This window comes from Micromonospora sp. S-DT3-3-22 (assembly GCF_015354745.1).
GTDB lineage: Bacteria > Actinomycetota > Actinomycetes > Mycobacteriales > Micromonosporaceae > Micromonospora > Micromonospora wenchangensis.
Genome location: NZ_JACGMO010000162.1, coordinates 1 through 14,523, shown reverse-complemented (window position 1 = coordinate 14,523; position 14,523 = coordinate 1). Strand labels below are relative to the sequence as shown.

Annotated in this window: 15 protein-coding genes and 2 pseudogenes; 10 read left to right on the top strand and 7 right to left on the bottom strand. The window is 74.8% G+C overall.

Features of this window, described 5'->3' with window-relative positions:
* The 3 genes and pseudogenes from H1A17_RS30800 to H1A17_RS30790 form a co-directional block, all read right to left on the bottom strand.
* A pseudogene (locus H1A17_RS30800) lies at positions 1-126 on the bottom strand (alpha/beta hydrolase); the annotation flags it as partial.
* A 32-nt stretch (positions 127-158) separates the two neighbouring features.
* On the bottom strand, positions 159-551 hold the full coding sequence (locus H1A17_RS30795; RefSeq protein WP_145921540.1) for a WhiB family transcriptional regulator: 393 nt from the start codon (positions 549-551) through the stop codon (positions 159-161).
* A 200-nt stretch (positions 552-751) separates the two neighbouring features.
* Positions 752-1,450, bottom strand: coding sequence for an SOS response-associated peptidase (locus H1A17_RS30790; protein ID WP_194823534.1), 699 nt, complete (start codon positions 1,448-1,450; stop codon positions 752-754).
* 102 nt (positions 1,451-1,552) lie between these two features.
* Here H1A17_RS30790 and aroA point away from each other — a divergent pair, with 102 nt between their 5' ends.
* From aroA to H1A17_RS30770, 4 genes are all read left to right on the top strand, one after another.
* Positions 1,553-2,854 carry a 3-phosphoshikimate 1-carboxyvinyltransferase gene (gene aroA / locus H1A17_RS30785; protein ID WP_145921542.1) on the top strand — a complete coding sequence of 434 codons (1,302 nt, stop codon included), beginning with the start codon at positions 1,553-1,555 and terminating at the stop codon, positions 2,852-2,854.
* Positions 2,855-3,058: 204 nt separating this feature from the next.
* A complete protein-coding gene (gene rsgA / locus H1A17_RS30780) occupies positions 3,059-3,952 on the top strand; it encodes a ribosome small subunit-dependent GTPase A (RefSeq protein ID WP_228544552.1) in 894 nt (297 codons plus the stop codon).
* A 252-nt stretch (positions 3,953-4,204) separates the two neighbouring features.
* Positions 4,205-5,023 (top strand): histidinol-phosphatase, encoded by an 819-nt coding sequence (hisN, locus tag H1A17_RS30775; RefSeq protein ID WP_145921543.1) that lies wholly within the window; start codon positions 4,205-4,207, stop codon positions 5,021-5,023.
* A gap of 59 nt (positions 5,024-5,082) precedes the next feature.
* Entirely contained in the window at positions 5,083-5,937 is an 855-nt protein-coding gene (locus H1A17_RS30770) for a hypothetical protein (RefSeq protein ID WP_228544551.1), read from the top strand.
* A gap of 101 nt (positions 5,938-6,038) precedes the next feature.
* Here the strand turns inward: H1A17_RS30770 and H1A17_RS30765 are convergent, their stop codons facing one another.
* Complete coding sequence (locus H1A17_RS30765) at positions 6,039-7,352, bottom strand: glycosyltransferase (RefSeq protein WP_145921545.1); 1,314 nt, start codon at positions 7,350-7,352, stop codon at positions 6,039-6,041.
* 253 nt (positions 7,353-7,605) lie between these two features.
* Here H1A17_RS30765 and H1A17_RS30760 point away from each other — a divergent pair, with 253 nt between their 5' ends.
* The 3 genes from H1A17_RS30760 to H1A17_RS30750 all read left to right on the top strand — a co-directional run bounded on the left by H1A17_RS30760 (position 7,606) and on the right by H1A17_RS30750 (position 9,177).
* Positions 7,606-7,752: a hypothetical protein gene (locus H1A17_RS30760; protein ID WP_168222559.1), complete on the top strand. Its 147-nt coding sequence runs from the start codon at positions 7,606-7,608 to the stop codon at positions 7,750-7,752.
* The gene (locus H1A17_RS30755; RefSeq protein ID WP_145921546.1) at positions 7,749-8,531 is read left to right on the top strand and encodes an ATP-binding protein; all 783 of its coding nucleotides are present in this window, start codon (positions 7,749-7,751) and stop codon (positions 8,529-8,531) included. Before H1A17_RS30760 ends, H1A17_RS30755 begins: the two co-directional genes overlap by 4 nt.
* Positions 8,532-8,604: 73 nt before the next feature.
* Positions 8,605-9,177: a DUF5709 domain-containing protein gene (locus H1A17_RS30750; protein WP_145921547.1), complete on the top strand. Its 573-nt coding sequence runs from the start codon at positions 8,605-8,607 to the stop codon at positions 9,175-9,177.
* A 2-nt stretch (positions 9,178-9,179) separates the two neighbouring features.
* Here the strand turns inward: H1A17_RS30750 and H1A17_RS30745 are convergent, their stop codons facing one another.
* Together H1A17_RS30745 and macS are read right to left on the bottom strand one after the other, a co-directional pair.
* A complete protein-coding gene (locus tag H1A17_RS30745) occupies positions 9,180-9,848 on the bottom strand; it encodes a response regulator transcription factor (RefSeq protein WP_145921548.1) in 669 nt (222 codons plus the stop codon).
* Positions 9,845-10,975, bottom strand: coding sequence for a MacS family sensor histidine kinase (gene macS, locus H1A17_RS30740; protein ID WP_194823533.1), 1,131 nt, complete (start codon positions 10,973-10,975; stop codon positions 9,845-9,847). The genes H1A17_RS30745 and macS overlap by 4 nt, the downstream gene beginning before the upstream one ends.
* A gap of 121 nt (positions 10,976-11,096) precedes the next feature.
* Between macS and H1A17_RS30735 the strand changes: the two genes are divergently transcribed.
* Entirely contained in the window at positions 11,097-11,531 is a 435-nt protein-coding gene (locus H1A17_RS30735) for an ATP-binding protein (protein ID WP_145921550.1), read from the top strand.
* 61 nt (positions 11,532-11,592) lie between these two features.
* On the opposite strand, the gene H1A17_RS30730 is transcribed toward H1A17_RS30735, so the two are convergent.
* Complete coding sequence (locus H1A17_RS30730) at positions 11,593-12,531, bottom strand: ribose-phosphate pyrophosphokinase (protein WP_145921551.1); 939 nt, start codon at positions 12,529-12,531, stop codon at positions 11,593-11,595.
* Positions 12,532-12,594: 63 nt separating this feature from the next.
* On the opposite strand from H1A17_RS30730, the gene glpK reads away from it, so the two are divergent.
* Together glpK and H1A17_RS30720 are read left to right on the top strand one after the other, a co-directional pair.
* Positions 12,595-14,079 (top strand): glycerol kinase GlpK, encoded by a 1,485-nt coding sequence (gene glpK / locus H1A17_RS30725; protein WP_194823532.1) that lies wholly within the window; start codon positions 12,595-12,597, stop codon positions 14,077-14,079.
* A 70-nt stretch (positions 14,080-14,149) separates the two neighbouring features.
* Positions 14,150-14,523, top strand: a pseudogene (locus H1A17_RS30720) (hypothetical protein); the annotation flags it as partial.

Genomic DNA, 14,523 nt, shown 5'->3' with positions numbered 1-14,523 from the left:
CCGATCTTCCACCGAGCCGCCGGCCCCGTGACCGAGCACCAGCAGGGACGTCGGCGGGCCGGTCGGCCGGTCGGTGTCGACCCGGGCCGGGCCGCGCGGGGTGTCGAGCTGCGTGGAGCGGGGCATCCGGCCATTCTGCGCCGTGGCCGGCGGCGCGCTCAGCTCAACGGCACCAGGGTGAGCAACTGGTCGCGGACCGGTGGGCCGGCGTCACCGGCCGTGCCGGAATCGGCCCCGACCTCGCCCCGCCAGGCGACCAGCATGGCCCGGCGCTCGCGGGGCGTGGTGCCGCCCCACACGCCGTGGGTGTCGCCCACCTCCAGCGCCCAGGCCAGGCAGGAACCCTGCACGTCGCAGCTGCGGCAGAGCGCGACCGCCGCGTCGGCCGGTTCGTTGGGCGCCGGAAAGAACGTCTCCGGATCCACGCTCTGGCAGGTACCTCTGGTCCGCCAGGCATCGTCGGAACGACGGTCCCGCAACGCCCGGAGCAGTCGCGGATCGCGTCGTGCGGCGGCCACCTCGTGCGGTCGGGGCATACGTGCCCGGGTCATCACACCCACCTCCCCCGTGGGACCGGCAAGATCGACGGGCGTCGTTCGCACTGCGCGAGGACGCTCCCAGTGCCAGCGCTGTGTTGTATCGCACTGTCGGCTACGGGGACAAGGGGTGTGCCGGAAAGATGGCAAAAGATCCGAGCGACGTTTCACCCGGAACTCTGGCAATTCGTACGCGCCAATGTCACCTATTGCGATCAGAACAGCGCGCTCTCCCCGTGGGAGCGTTCCCCGTCCGGCGTCACCCGGACGGTCAACTCCGGGCCGTCGTTACGCACGTCGCCCACCGCGATGCCCACCGGCCGGATCTCCAGCCCGGCGAGCCACTCCGCCGACGGCGGGACCAGCAGCGCCGCCGGATCGTCGGCCGGGGCGAGCCAGTCCGCCCACCGGTCGGGCGGCAGCAGCAACGGCATCCGGTCGTGCACCTCGGCCAGCTCGCCCACCGCCGCCGTGGTGAGCACGCTGAACGTGAGCGTCGACTCCCACCGCGACCAGATGCCGGCCAACGCCAGCACCGAACCGTCCCGCGGGGTCATGAAGTAGGGCTGCTTGCCGCCACCGGCCCGGCGCACCCACTCGTACCAGCCGTCGGCCGGGACCAGGCAGCGGCGGCGGGCGAACGGCAGGGCGTACGCCCGGCTGGTGGCGACCGTCTCGACCCGCGCGTTGATCATGCGGGCCGCCCCGGCGGCCGACTTCGCCCAGTGCGGCACCAGCCCCCAGCGGCCCACCGAGAGCGCCCGCCCCCGCTCCGGATCGACCCGCACCACCGGCACCCGGTCGGTCGGCGCGACGTTGTGGTCCGGCCGGATCCCGCCGTCGGTGTCGTCGTACGACTCGAAGACCGCGCTCAGGTCCCCGGAACTCCGGGTCGTCGCGTACCTGCCGCACATGGCACCTACGCTAGCCCCCCGCGCCGCCGTCGGCTGTCCCGCCCACCGGGAGTCGGCCCGTCGGCAGTCTCGAAATCGCCGTCGGGTTGGCAGAATGTGACCGTGGGAAACCTGACCGCCACCCGTCCGCAACAGCCCTGGGCCGCACCGACCGCCACCGACCCGGTCACCGCCGCCCTGCGCCTACCCGGCTCCAAGTCGATGACCGCGCGGGCCCTGGTGCTCAGCGCGCTGGCCGGTGGCCCGTCGACACTGCACGGGCCACTGCGCGCCCGCGACACCGAACTCATGGCGGGCGGGCTGCGGGCGATGGGCGCCCACGTCTCGGTCTCCGACGACGACCGCTGGCTCGTCCGGCCGCACCGGCTGGTCGGCCCGGCCCACGTCGACGTCGGGCTCGCCGGCACGGTGATGCGGTTCGTCCCGCCGGTCGCCGGGCTCACCGAGGGACGGGTCACCTTCGACGGCGACCCGCAGGCCCGGGTCCGGCCGCTCGGCCCGCTGATCGGCGCGCTGCGCTCGCTCGGCGTCCGGATCGACGCCCCGGAGACCGGCAGCCTGCCCCTGGTGGTGCAGGGCGTCGGCCGGGTCACCGGCGGCGAGGTGGTCATCGACGCGTCCGCGTCCAGCCAGCTCGTCTCCGGCCTGCTGCTCGCCGGGGCGCGCTTCGACCGGGGCGTGGTGGTCCGGCACCAGGGCCCGCCGGTGCCCTCCGCGCCGCACCTGCGGATGACCGTGCAGATGCTGCGGGCCGCCGGGGCGGCCGTCGACGACACCGTCCCCGACGTCTGGGTGGTCGAGCCGGGGCCGCTCGCCGGCCGGGGCTGGGAGATCGAACCCGACCTCTCCGGCGCGGTCCCCTTCTTCGCCGCCGCCCTGGTCACCGGCGGTGAGGTGACCCTACAGGGCTGGCCGCACAACAGCGTCCAGCCGGTCGAGCAGCTCCGCTCGCTGCTGGACCGGATGGGCGGTGAGGTCACCCTGACCACCGCCGGGCTGACCGTGCGGGGCACCGGCACCGTGCACGGCCTGACCGCCGACCTGTCCGACGTCAGCGAGCTGACCCCCGCGCTGACCGCGCTCGCCATGCTGGCCGACTCGCCGTCGACGTTCACCGGCATCGGGCACATCCGGGGGCACGAGACCGACCGGATCGCCGCGCTGGCCCGGGAGTTCACCGGGCTCGGCGCCGACCTGACCGAAACCGCCGACGGGCTGGAGATCCGGCCCCGACCGCTGCGCGGGGGCGCCTTCCGCACCTACGCCGACCACCGGATGGCGCACGCCGCCGCGGTGGCCGGGCTCGCCGTCCCCGGCATCGAGGTGGACGACGTGGCGTGCACCTCGAAGACCATGCCGGAGTTCCCGGCACTATGGTCGGCGATGGTGACCGGCAAGAGCTGACGGCGGAGGGGGCAGGTCCTGACGACCAAGCGACGGGAGTACGACGAGGACGACGTACGGGTCCGGCCCGGCCGGTCCTCGCGTCCGCGTACCCGGACCCGCCCCCGGCACGACGACGCGGTCGACGGCTTCGTCATCGCCGTCGACCGGGGCCGGTACACCTGCGTGCTCCCCGACGACCCGGACGGTGTCGCGATCACCGCCATGCGGGCCCGTGAGCTGGGCCGCAAGTCGGTGGTGGTCGGCGACCGGGTGAGCCTCGTCGGCGACGTCTCCGGCGCGGACGGGGCGCTGGCCCGGATCGTCCGGATCGCCGAGCGGCGCTCGGTGCTGCGGCGTACCGCCGACGACGACGAGAACACCGCAGAGGGACGGCTGGAACGGGTGGTCGTCGCCAACGCCGACCAACTGGTGATCGTCAGCGCGTTGGCCGACCCGCCGCCCCGGACCGGCTTCATCGACCGTTGCCTGGTCGCCGCGTACGACGCCGACATCGAGCCGCTGCTCTGCCTGACCAAGGCCGACCTGGCCGGCCCGGAGCAGGTCGTCGGCTACTACACCGAACTGGAACTGCCGTACGTGCTCATCCGACCCGACTCCGACCTGGACGCGCTACGGGCCCTGCTCGCCGGCCGGGTGTCGGTGCTGGTAGGACACTCCGGGGTGGGCAAGTCGACGCTTGTCAACCGGCTGGTGCCGGACGCGCTGCGGGCGGTCGGTGTGGTCAGCGCGATCGGCCGGGGCCGGCACACCTCCACCAGCGCCGTGGCGCTCCGGCTACCGCGTACCCCCGACGGCGACGGTGACCCGGGCTGGATCGTGGACACCCCGGGCATCCGCAGCTTCGGGCTGGCCCACGTCTCGGCCGAGAGCCTGCTGCACGGGTTCCCCGACCTGGTCGAGGGGACGGTGGACTGCCCACCCAACTGCCCGCACACCCCGGACGAGGCGGACTGCGCCCTGGACGCCTGGGTGGCCGCCGGCAAGGCCGACCAGCGGCGGCTGGCCTCGTACCGCCGCCTGCTGGCCTCCCGCGCCGGCGAGGGCGACCCCCGTGAGGCGGAACGCAACCCCGGCGACCCCCTCGCCGGCTCCTGACCCACCCACCCTTCTCCCCCGCCCACCCGCGCGCCCCACCTCGCCCCGGCTCCGCGCCCGCCCCGCGCACGCTGCCCTGCCCCGCCCTCACCGCCCCGGTGATCAAGAGGTTTGCGTCACGTGATCAAGAGGTTCGCGTCAATCTGGCGCTCCGCCATGACGCGAACCTCTTGATCACGCCAGCGGGAAGGGGTGGGGGAGCCGGGGGGTGGGGTGGGAGAGGTGGGGGGAGCGGGGGGTTAGGGTTTCGGGGTGACGGGGTATGCGGGTGACATCGATCTTGCTCATCGGCTCGCGGATGCCGCCGATGCCATCGCGATGAGCCGGTTCCGGGCACTGGACCTGAGGGTGACGGCGAAGCCGGACCTGACTCCCGTGTCCGACGCGGACACCTCCGTCGAGCGGGAGATCCGGGCGTTGCTGGCCGCCCACCGGCCGGACGACGGGCTGCTCGGCGAGGAGTACGGCGAGCAGCCGGCCACCGGCCCGCACGACCGGCGGTGGGTGATCGACCCGATCGACGGCACCAAGAACTTCGTCCGGGGCGTGCCGGTGTGGGCCACCCTGATCGCCCTGTTGGAGGGGGACCGGCCGGTGGTCGGGCTGGTCTCCGCCCCGGCGCTCGGCCGGCGCTGGTGGGGCGCCAACGGTGTGGGGGCGTACGCGGGGCGCGACGCCGCCTCCGGCGAGCCGATCCGGGTCTCCGGGGTACGCGACCTCGCCGACGCCAGCTTGTGCTACTCGTCGCTGACCGGGTGGGAGGCGGCCGGCCGGCTGGACGCGGTGCTCCAGTTGATGCGCGACACCTGGCGCAGCCGCGCCTACGGCGACTTCTACGGCTACATGCTGCTGGCCGAGGGGGCACTGGACGTGATGGTGGAGCCGGAACTGTCGCTGTGGGACGTGGCCGCGCTGGTGCCGATCGTGACCGCCGCCGGGGGCACCATGACCACCCTGGAAGGCACCCCCGCCCCTGGTGGGACGGCATCCGGCGAGATCAGCGCGATCGCCACCAACGGGCCGCTGCACACCGACGTGCTGTCCCGGCTGGGTCGGCCAACCGCGCGCTGAACGCACCGGCCCTCTATTCTCGCCTGGTGGTGTCCTCCGGTTGGTGCTTCCTCGCGGCGATGATCATCGCGTACGGCTTCGCCAACATGCTCCAGTCGGTCGCCGCCGCCCGGACGACCGTGCACCACACCTTCGACCCGGGGCTGCTGCTGCGGCTGGCCGGGCACCGGACGTACCTGATCGGGCTGCTCTGCCAGGTGACCGGCTTCGTGCTGGCCTTCCTGGCCCGGCGCGACCTGCCGTTGTTCCTGGTGCAGGCGAGCGTGGCGGCGGGGCTGGGGGTGACCGCCCTGCTGGGGGTGGTGGTGCTCAAGTGGCGGCTGCCCGCCGCCGAGGTGGCGCTGCTGGTGCTGCTCTTCGCCGGGATCACCGCGCTGGTGCTCTCCGCCCAACCGGCCCCCTCCAAGGGGCTCGGCACCGCCGGCCTGGTCGCCCTGGCGCTGGCCCTCGGCGGAATCGGGCTGCTCGGCTTCTTCGCGGTACGCCTGCACGGGGCGCCCGGTTCGGTGGCGCTCGGCTCCCTGGCCGGGCTCGCGTTCTCCGCCGCCGCAGTCGCCGCCCGGCCGCTGGCCTCCGCCCCGTCGGCCGAGGAGTTCGTCCGTGACCCGCTGCTCTACCTGCTGATCGCCCATTCGCTGGTGGGTCAGCTGCTGCTCGGCCTGGCGATGCAGCGGGGCTCCACGACGGCTGCCGTCGCCGCGATGGACGCCGCCGGGGCGGTGCCCGCCGCGATCGTCGGCCTGCTGCTGCTCAACGACAAGATCTGGCCGGGCCGGGAGTGGCTGGCCGCCGTGGGCTTCCTGATCACCCTCGCCTCGGTCATCGGGCTCACCCGGTACGCCGCACCCCAGCACCACCACGCGGTGGCCCGCACCCGGGAACGCGCCATGGTGGGCGCGGTCCCCCGGGCCTGACCGGACGCGGGCCGGCCCCGCACGACGCCGGCACGGGCCGCAGGCCGCGTCGGCAATGAACGACACCGGCCGCAGGTCGTGTCGGCGGTGAAGGGCCCCGGTCAGACGCCGACCGGACCGGTGGTCGTCCCGGTGACCGGCGCCTCGACCTCGACCGCCACGGTGGCGTCCTGGCCGGCCGGCGGGTCGGCCTCGACGTCGACGGGCACCGTCTCGGGCACCTCGACCGGGGTACGCCGGCCCACCACCCGCTCGTAGAGCCGTTCCAGCGCGCCGGCCGTCCGCTCCCAGGTGTAGCTGCACCGCACCCGGTCCACCGCGGCGTGCCCGTAGGCGAACCGGCCCGCGTTGTCGGCGAGCAGCCGGCGCAGCGTCATGCCCAGCGTACGGACGTCGCCGGGGGGCACCAGCCGGCCGGTGACCTCGTCGACCACCGCGTCGGCGATGCCGCCCATGGCGTAGCCGACCACCGGCACCCCGCAGGCCATCGCCTCCAGCGACACCCGCCCGGCGGAGGAGTAGTGCGGGGTGCAGGCGACCACGTCGGCCGAGCGGTACCAGGTGGCGAGCTGGTCGTGCGGCACCGCGCCGACCAGGGTGACCTGGTCGGCGACCCCGGTACGCTCAGCCAGCTCGCGCAGCCGCCGGGCCTCCGCGTGGGTGGTGAGCTGGTCGGCCGGCGGCCCACCGGCGATCACCAGTTCCGCGTCGCCGACCAGCCGCATCGCCCGGATCAGGTCGTCCTGGCCGTGTCCGGGGGACAACCCGCCGACGGAGAGGATGCGGGCCCGCCGGTCGCGGGGGGCGGCCTCGCCGTCGGGGTGGAACCGTTCGACGTCCACCCCGGTCGGCACCATCGCCACCGAGGAGCGTTGCAGCCCCATCCGGGTCAGCTCGTCGACCTCGTCGTTGCACTGGGCGACGGCGACGTCCACCGCCCGGGTGAGCGCGCGCTCCAGCGGGATGCGTTCGCCGGGGCCGTCGTACTGGCGGCCGAGGTGGCGGCGCTGCTCGACGCCGAGCGAGTGGAAGGTCTGCACCACCGGGATGTCCGTCTCCCGGACCGCGTGCGCGGCGGCGAGGCCGCCGATCCAGTAGTGCCCGTGCACCACCTCCGGCGTCCACTCCCCCGCCCACCGGTCGGCCAACCAGCGGCCGAACTCGGGCACGTGCGGGACCAGGTCGCCGGTGGCGGTGGGCCGGGCCGGGCCGACGGGCACCCGTTCCACCCGGTACCCGTCGATCTCGACGCTCGCCGGCAGCGCCGGGTCGTCGCGGCGCTCGTACACCCGCACGTCGTGGCCGCGCCCGGCCAGCTCGCCGGCGACCCGAGCGACGTGCTCGTGGGTGCCGACGGGCGGTCCTTCGGCGTGCCGGGACGGCCCGGCGTGCGCGCAGACGAGGCCGACGCGCATGGTGCACCTCCATGCGATCTGCAAGGGATGGTCTCCGGTCAGAGCGTCCCATTAACCGGGGCCCCACGAGCCGAAACCTCGCAGATCGGAAGCGGTCAGCGGGCCGGTGGGCCGGCTGTGGGGCACCCCACACCGAGCCGTCCCGGTGCGGGCCCGACCGGGGTGAGCTGCGGGTCACCGGAAGGGTTCCACTGATCAGTGGCCGCGCGGCGGCATGACCCGGCCCGACCGGGGGTACCGAGCGGAGATGCCGATGACCCGTACCCCCGCCGTCGCCGCCGTGGTGGTCGCCGGCGTCACCGGCGGGTTCCACGCCACCCCGACGCCGCGCCCCGCCCGGCCCGGCGTCGCCGGGGAGGCGCCCCGCCCGGCCCGTGCCGATCGGGGGCGACGGCGATGAGCCGCGCCGACCTGCCGACCCCGGGGACTGTCCGGCACCCCCGGGCGGGGTGCCGGGTGGTGGCCGACGACTCCTCCGCGCTGGTCCGACTCGCCGGGATGCTGGAGCCGGTCGACGTCGACCGGGTACGCGACGCGCTGCTCGCCCGGCTCGTCGACCGGCCCGGTCCGATCGTGGTCGACCTGGCCGGGCTGCGTGCCGCGGGGTCGGCCGTCGGGCAACTGCTGGCCGGGGTACGTCGGGCGGTGCGCGACTGGCCCGCCGCCGACCTGCTGGTGGTCGACCCGACCGGGGCGCTCGCCGACGACGGGGCCGTGACGGAGCTGGCGGTCTACCCGACCCCGGCCGAGGCGACGGCGGCCCTGGCCCGTACGCCGATGGCGGCGGTGCTGACCGAGGAGCTGACGCCGGCGGTCGGGGCGGCCCGGTGGGCGCGGGAACTGGTGACCGACGGTTGTGCCCGGTGGGGCGTGCCGGAGCTGGCCGAGCCGGCCTGCATCGCGGTCACCGAGCTGGTCAACAACGTGGTGGCGCACGCGTCGACCCCGATGACGCTGCGGTTGGCCGCGCAGGGCGACACGGTGCACCTGGCGGTGCGGGACCGCTCCCGGCGGCAGCCCCGCTACGTGGGGCTGGCCCCGCCGACCTCGGCCGGCGGCCGGGGGCTGCTGCTGATCGACACGGTGGCCCGGCGTTGGGGCAGCACCATGCTGCCGGACGGCAAGGTGATCTGGTGCGTGCTGCACACCGAGGACGAGTCACACTGGCACCACGACTGATTGATGCCCTTTCGTCCCGATCCGGGGAGCGGGACCCGGTTACCCGGGCCATGCCAGTGGGTAGTGCTCAGCCATGCGCGACGACGAGTTCCCGACCCCCGTGTCCGACCCCGAGGCGCTCGGCCTGCCCGACACCGCCGACGACGACTCGACCGCCGACGACGACGTGCTGACCGGCCGGGAGGCCGACGGCCCGGACCCGGCCCAGCTGCCCGGCGACCGCACCCCGGTAGCCGTGGACCACTTCGGCACCACCGCCGACGAGCAGCTCGACGGCGAGTCGTTGGACTACAAGCTCGACCGCGAGCAGTACGAGCGACGGGCCGACGACCCGCTGGCCGGGCCGGTCGACCCGGACATCGCCGCCGAGGCGGAGAACGAGGAGGCCGCCGCGCAGGCCCAGCTCGACGCCGACGTGCTCGACCCGGGCCCCACCTCCGACCCGAACTCCCCGGTCTCGCTCTACGACCACGGCCAGCTCGGCACGGTCGCCGACGCGCAGGTGGGCCGGCTGGTCGAACCGGACGAGGGGGCCCGCACCGACCAGGAGACCGACAGCATCGCCTACGACGCGGGCGCGGCCGGCGGGGGCGCGAGCGCCGAGGAACTGGCCGTCCACGAGACCCGGCCGCCCGAGGCGCACTGACCTCAGTCGTCCAGGCCGCGCTCGATCGCGTAGCGGGTCAGCTCCACCCGGTTGTGCAGCTGGAGTTTGCCGAGCGTGTTCTGCACGTGGTTCTGCACGGTACGGTGCGACAGCCCGAGCCGCCCGGCGATCTGCTTGTAGGACAGCCCCTTCGCCACCAGCCGCAGCACCTCGGTCTCCCGATCGGTGAGCCGGGGTGCCGCGCCGGGCCCGTCGTCGCCGGTCCCGCCGGCCGGCGGGTCCGCGGCGAGCCGCCGGTACTCGCCCAGCACCAGACCGGCCAGGCCCGGGGTGAACACCGGCTCACCGGCCGCCGTCCGGCGCACCGCGTCCAGGAACTCCGCCGGGGCCGCCGACTTCAGCAGGTAGCCGGTGGCCCCGGCCTTCACGGCGTCCAGCACGCCCTGCTGCTCGCCGCTGGCCGACAGCATCAGCACCCGGACCCGGGGCAGCGCGGCCCGCAGGCCCTGGATCACCTCCACCCCGGAGATGTCCGGCAGTTGCAGGTCGAGCACCACCACGTCGGGTCGGGCGGCGGCGGCCACCCGGACCGCCTGGCGGCCCTCCCCGCTGGTCGCCACCACCAGGTGCCCGGCCTCGGTGAGGTCCCGGGCCACCCCCTCCCGCCACATCGGGTGGTCGTCGACCACCATCACCCGTACCCCGGTCATCGGTTCCTCCTCGGCACCATCAGTTCGATCTCGGTGCCCTCCCCCGGCGTCGAGATGATCCGCACCTCGCCGCCGAGGTCGGTCATCCGTCCCCGGATGGCCTGCGCCACCCCCAGCCGGCCCTGCCGGGCCGCCTCGACCAGCCGCCCCTCCGGGATGCCCGGCCCGGCGTCGCGCACCGACACGGTCACCGTGTCGCCCTCGTCCTCGACGAGCACCCAGGCCCGCCCGTCGGCGTGCCGCCGCACGTTGTCCAGCGCCGCCGCCGTCGCGGCGGCCACCTCCCGGGCCACCGGCGCGGGCAGCGGCACCGGGGTCGCCGGGGCGGAGACCTGCACCGTCGCCGAGGCGTACCCGGACAGCAGGGACCGCAGGTCGACCTCGCCGACCGGGTCGGCGGTGGACGTCGGCGGGGCCCCGGAGATCAACGCGCGCAACGCCACCTCCTGCTGGCCGGCGAGCCGGGCCAGCTCACCGGCCTCCCCGTCGAGGTGCGCGCCGCGCCGCTGGACCAGCGACAGCACCTGGAGCACCGAGTCGTGGATGTCCCGGGCCAGCCGTTCCCGTTCCCGGGTCGCCGCCTCCAGCTCCACCGCCCGCTGCAACCGTTCCTCGGTGGTCACCGCCAGCCGGGCCACGTGCCCCACCACCGCGCCGGCGAGCAGCAGCAGGATCGCCCCGGTCAGCGAGGACGGGCCGATCCGGCCCCGGGTGGCGAGGTCGGTGCCGCCGATCAGCAGCGCGGCCACCGTGCCGCGCCGCCGCCCGCCGGAGACCGCCCAGGCCAGCACCGGGCCGGCCAGCCAGGCCACGGCGAGGGCGGGCACCCCGGCGGCCAGCGCCGGGCGTCCCACCACCCACGGCGTGACCGCCAGGATCGCCAGGACCACGCCGAGGTCGGCCAGGAGCAGCGGCCAGCGCCGGTTGGCCGGCCGGGCGTACCCGACCGCCGTCACCCCGGACCAGGCCAGCATCACCAGCAGTACGCCGCCCGCGGCGACCGGGTGGGCGTACCGGCCGGCGTCGCGCAGGACCAGCAGGCCGACGTACGCCAGCGAGGCGAAGCGGAAGACCGCGACGGAACGCCACAGCGGGTCGGCGAAACCTCCCGGCGGGGACGACGGCATGGCCGCCACGATGCCACAGTCCCCAGGTCAGCCGGCCGGGCCGGTCGGTGCGGACCGGAGAACCCTGACGTACGGTAGAAATAGCGTGAAAAACTCCGAGATCGCTGTCGGGACAGGGCCCATGACGAACGCAGAACTTCCCACACCGCGTACGGTGGTGCCCATCGAACCTTCCCTTCTCATCGCCGAGGCGTTCGACCAGGCACAGGTGACCGAGCTGAGACACTCGGTCAGCTCCTGCGCGCACGCGGCCGGACTGGCCGGGCAGCGGCTCGACGACTTCGTGCTGGCGGTCAACGAGCTGATCACCAACGCCGTCCGGCACGGCGGCGGCCGGGGCTGGCTGCGGCTCTGGCGCCGCCCCGGCGAGCTGGTCTGCGAGGTCTCCGACCACGGCAGCGGCATCAGCGAGCAGCGGCTCGACGACCGCAGCCGGCCCGCCCCGGACACCGCCGGCGGCTGGGGGCTCTGGCTGGCCCGGGAACTGAGCGACGCGATGGAGGTCGAGAGCGGCGCGGCCGGCACCACCGTGCGGATCAGCGCCGCCGCCGGCTGACCCGCCGGCCTGGTTCCGTCGGGCCCGGCTCCGTCGGCCTGGTGCCGGCCGTCGGTGCCGGTCAGCCGAACAGGGCGCTCACCGACTCGCCGTTGTGGATGCGGCGCATCGCTTCGGCCAGCGCCGGGGCCACCGAGAGCACCGTCAGCTTCGGCACCCGCTTGTCCGCAGGGATCGGCACGGTGTTGGTGCAGACGATCTCGCGTACCCCGTCGACGGCGGCGAGCCGGCTCAGCGCGCCGCTGGAGAACAGCCCGTGCGTGCAGGCCAGCCGGATCGACCGGACGTTGCGTTCGTGCAGGTGGCCGATCAGCTCGACCACCGTACTGCCCTTGGCGATCTCGTCGTCCAGCACGATCACGTCCCGGTCGGCCACCTCGCCGATCACCGTGCTGATGGTGACCCGGTCGTCGCTGAACCGCTGCTTCGCCCCGGCCGCGACCGGGGTGCCGAGCATCCGGGCGAACGCCGCCGCCTCCTTGGCGTTGCCCAGGTCCGGCGAAACCACCACCGTGTCACCCAGGTCGTGCCCCCGGAAGTGGGCGGCCAGCTCCCGCAGCGCGTGCAGGTGGTCGACCGGGACGCTGAAGAAGCCGTGCACCTGCGGCGAGTGCAGGGTCATCGCCAGCACCCGGTGGGCGCCGGCCGAGGTGAGCAGGTCGGCCACCAGCCGGCCGCCGATGGAGATGCGCGGCGCGTCCTTCTTGTCCGACCGGGCGTACGCGTAGTGCGGCAGGACCACGGTGATCCGGCCGGCCGACGCGCCCCGGGCCGCGTCGATCATCAGCAGCAGCTCGACCAGGTTCTCCTGCACCGGCGGCACCAGCGGCTGGATCAGGAAGACGTCGCGCTCCCGGCAGTTCGCCTGCAACTGCACCTCCAGGCAGTCGTTGGCGAACCGGGACACCCGCACCGGGTGCAGCGGCACCCCCAGGTGGGCGCAGATCTCGGCGGCGAGGTCGGGATGGGCGGTTCCACTGAACACGGCGATGTCACGCACGTCTGGAGATCGTACGGAACCGTGCCGGTTCTCCGGCCGACCCGGGCCGGGTACGGTGCCGAAATGACCGGAGAGTACGTCGCCGCCATCGATCAGGGCACCACCTCGTCGCGGTGCATCGTCTTCGACCGGGCCGGTGAGATCGTCGCCGTCGCGCAACGCGAGCACCGGCAGATCTTCCCCCGGCCCGGCTGGGTGGAGCACGACGCCGAGGAGATCTGGGCCAACGTCGAACGGGCCGTCCGCGACGCGCTGGCCGACGCCGGCACCGGCCCGGACGGGTTGGCCGCCGTCGGCATCACCAACCAGCGGGAGACCACCGTGGTCTGGGACCGGGCCACCGGCCGGCCGGTCGCCAACGCCGTGGTCTGGCAGGACACCCGTACCGGCCCGCTGCTACGCGAGCTGGCCGGGTCGTACGGCGAGGAGAAGCTGCGTGCCCGCACCGGGCTCACCCTGGCCACCTACTTCGCCGGCCCGAAGCTGCGCTGGCTGCTGGACAACGTCGACGGGCTGCGGGGGCGCGCCGAGCGGGGCGAGGTGCTGTTCGGCACGATGGACAGCTGGCTGATCTGGAAGCTGACCGGACGGCACGTCACCGACGTCACCAACGCCAGCCGGACCATGCTGATGAGCCTGGAGACCCTCGACTGGGACCCGGAGCTGCTCGACGCGCTGCGCGTCCCGGCCGCGATGCTGCCGCAGATCCGCAGCTCGGCGGAGGTCTACGGGACGGCCCACGGGGTGCTCGACGGGGTGCCGGTGGCCAGCGCGCTCGGCGACCAGCAGGCCGCCCTGTTCGGGCAGACCTGCTTCCAGCCCGGCGAGGCGAAGTGCACCTACGGCACCGGGAGTTTCCTGCTGCTCAACACCGGGGCCAGCCCGGTGCCGTCCAGCCACGGCCTGCTGACCACGGTGGCCTACCGGATCGACGGCCAGCCGGCCGCGTACGCCCTGGAGGGGGCGATCGCGGTGACCGGTTCGCTGGTGCAGTGGCTGCGGGACAACCTCGGGTTGATCTCCTCGGCCGCCGAGGTGGAGGATCTGGCCGCCACGGTGGACGACAACGGGGGCTGCTACGTGGTGCCCGCCTTCTCCGGGCTGTTCGCGCCGCACTGGCGTAGCGACGCCCGGGGGGTGATCGCCGGGCTGACCGGCTACATCACCAAGGGGCACCTGGCGCGGGCGGCGCTGGAGGCGTCGGCCTGGCAGACCCGCGAGGTGGTCGACGCGATGAACGCCGACTCCGACGTGGCGCTGCGCCGGCTGCGGGTCGACGGTGGAATGACCGCCAACGGCCTGCTGATGCAGTTCCTCGCCGACGTGCTGGCGGTGCCGGTGGTCCGCTCCCGGATCACCGAGACCACCTGCCTCGGCGCGGCGTACGCGGCCGGCCTGGCGGTCGGCTTCTGGCCCGACCTGGCCACCCTGCGCGCCCAGTGGCGTTCCGACGCGCAGTGGGAGTCCCGGATGGACCCGGCGCACCGGGAGCGGGAGCTGGGCCGGTGGCGCAAGGCGGTCGCCCGCACGCTCGACTGGGTCGACTGACCGGCCGGCAGCCCGTCGGTCGATCGGTGTCCGTCGTACCGACCGATACGATCGGTCGGGGGGATGCCACATGCAGACAGTCGGTCCGTACGCGCTGCACCGCAAGCTCAGCTCGTGCGAGCTGGGCGAGGTCTGGGCCGCGCGGGACGCCGCCGAGCGGCCGTTCACCGTGGCCGTGCTCGCGCCGGCCGCCGCCGAGGGCGGCTGGCGGGAGGCGTTCGCCGCAGCGGCCAACACGCTGGCCCGTTCCGACGGCCTGCCGATCACCGGGGCCAACCACACCGGCCCGGTGCCCTGGGTGGCCTGCGCCGCCGAGCAGGGCGCCGGGGCCGCACACGTCTTCCTCGCGCTGGGGCAGCGCCTCGTCCCGGCCGGGGAGCCCCCGGCTGCCGGCCCCCGGGTCGGGCCGCCCGGCGAGCCCGCCCCGGCCCGCCGGCCGGCCGC

What these genes read in the sequence shown, in the direction of transcription:
- rsgA (WP_228544552.1), top strand. Translation starts at nt 3,059, where the DNA reads ATGCGGGCCCGTGAGCTGGGCCGCAAGTCGGTGGTGGTCGGCGACCGG.
- H1A17_RS30745 (WP_145921548.1), bottom strand. Translation starts at nt 9,848, where the DNA reads ATGACCGGGGTACGGGTGATGGTGGTCGACGACCACCCGATGTGGCGG.
- H1A17_RS30755 (WP_145921546.1), top strand. Translation starts at nt 7,749, where the DNA reads ATGAGCCGCGCCGACCTGCCGACCCCGGGGACTGTCCGGCACCCCCGG.
- H1A17_RS30750 (WP_145921547.1), top strand. Translation starts at nt 8,605, where the DNA reads ATGCGCGACGACGAGTTCCCGACCCCCGTGTCCGACCCCGAGGCGCTC.
- H1A17_RS30735 (WP_145921550.1), top strand. Translation starts at nt 11,097, where the DNA reads ATGACGAACGCAGAACTTCCCACACCGCGTACGGTGGTGCCCATCGAA.
- H1A17_RS30790 (WP_194823534.1), bottom strand. Translation starts at nt 1,450, where the DNA reads ATGTGCGGCAGGTACGCGACGACCCGGAGTTCCGGGGACCTGAGCGCG.
- H1A17_RS30795 (WP_145921540.1), bottom strand. Translation starts at nt 551, where the DNA reads ATGACCCGGGCACGTATGCCCCGACCGCACGAGGTGGCCGCCGCACGA.
- H1A17_RS30770 (WP_228544551.1), top strand. Translation starts at nt 5,083, where the DNA reads ATGATCATCGCGTACGGCTTCGCCAACATGCTCCAGTCGGTCGCCGCC.
- H1A17_RS30765 (WP_145921545.1), bottom strand. Translation starts at nt 7,352, where the DNA reads ATGCGCGTCGGCCTCGTCTGCGCGCACGCCGGGCCGTCCCGGCACGCC.
- glpK (WP_194823532.1), top strand. Translation starts at nt 12,595, where the DNA reads ATGACCGGAGAGTACGTCGCCGCCATCGATCAGGGCACCACCTCGTCG.
- macS (WP_194823533.1), bottom strand. Translation starts at nt 10,975, where the DNA reads ATGCCGTCGTCCCCGCCGGGAGGTTTCGCCGACCCGCTGTGGCGTTCC.
- H1A17_RS30760 (WP_168222559.1), top strand. Translation starts at nt 7,606, where the DNA reads ATGACCCGTACCCCCGCCGTCGCCGCCGTGGTGGTCGCCGGCGTCACC.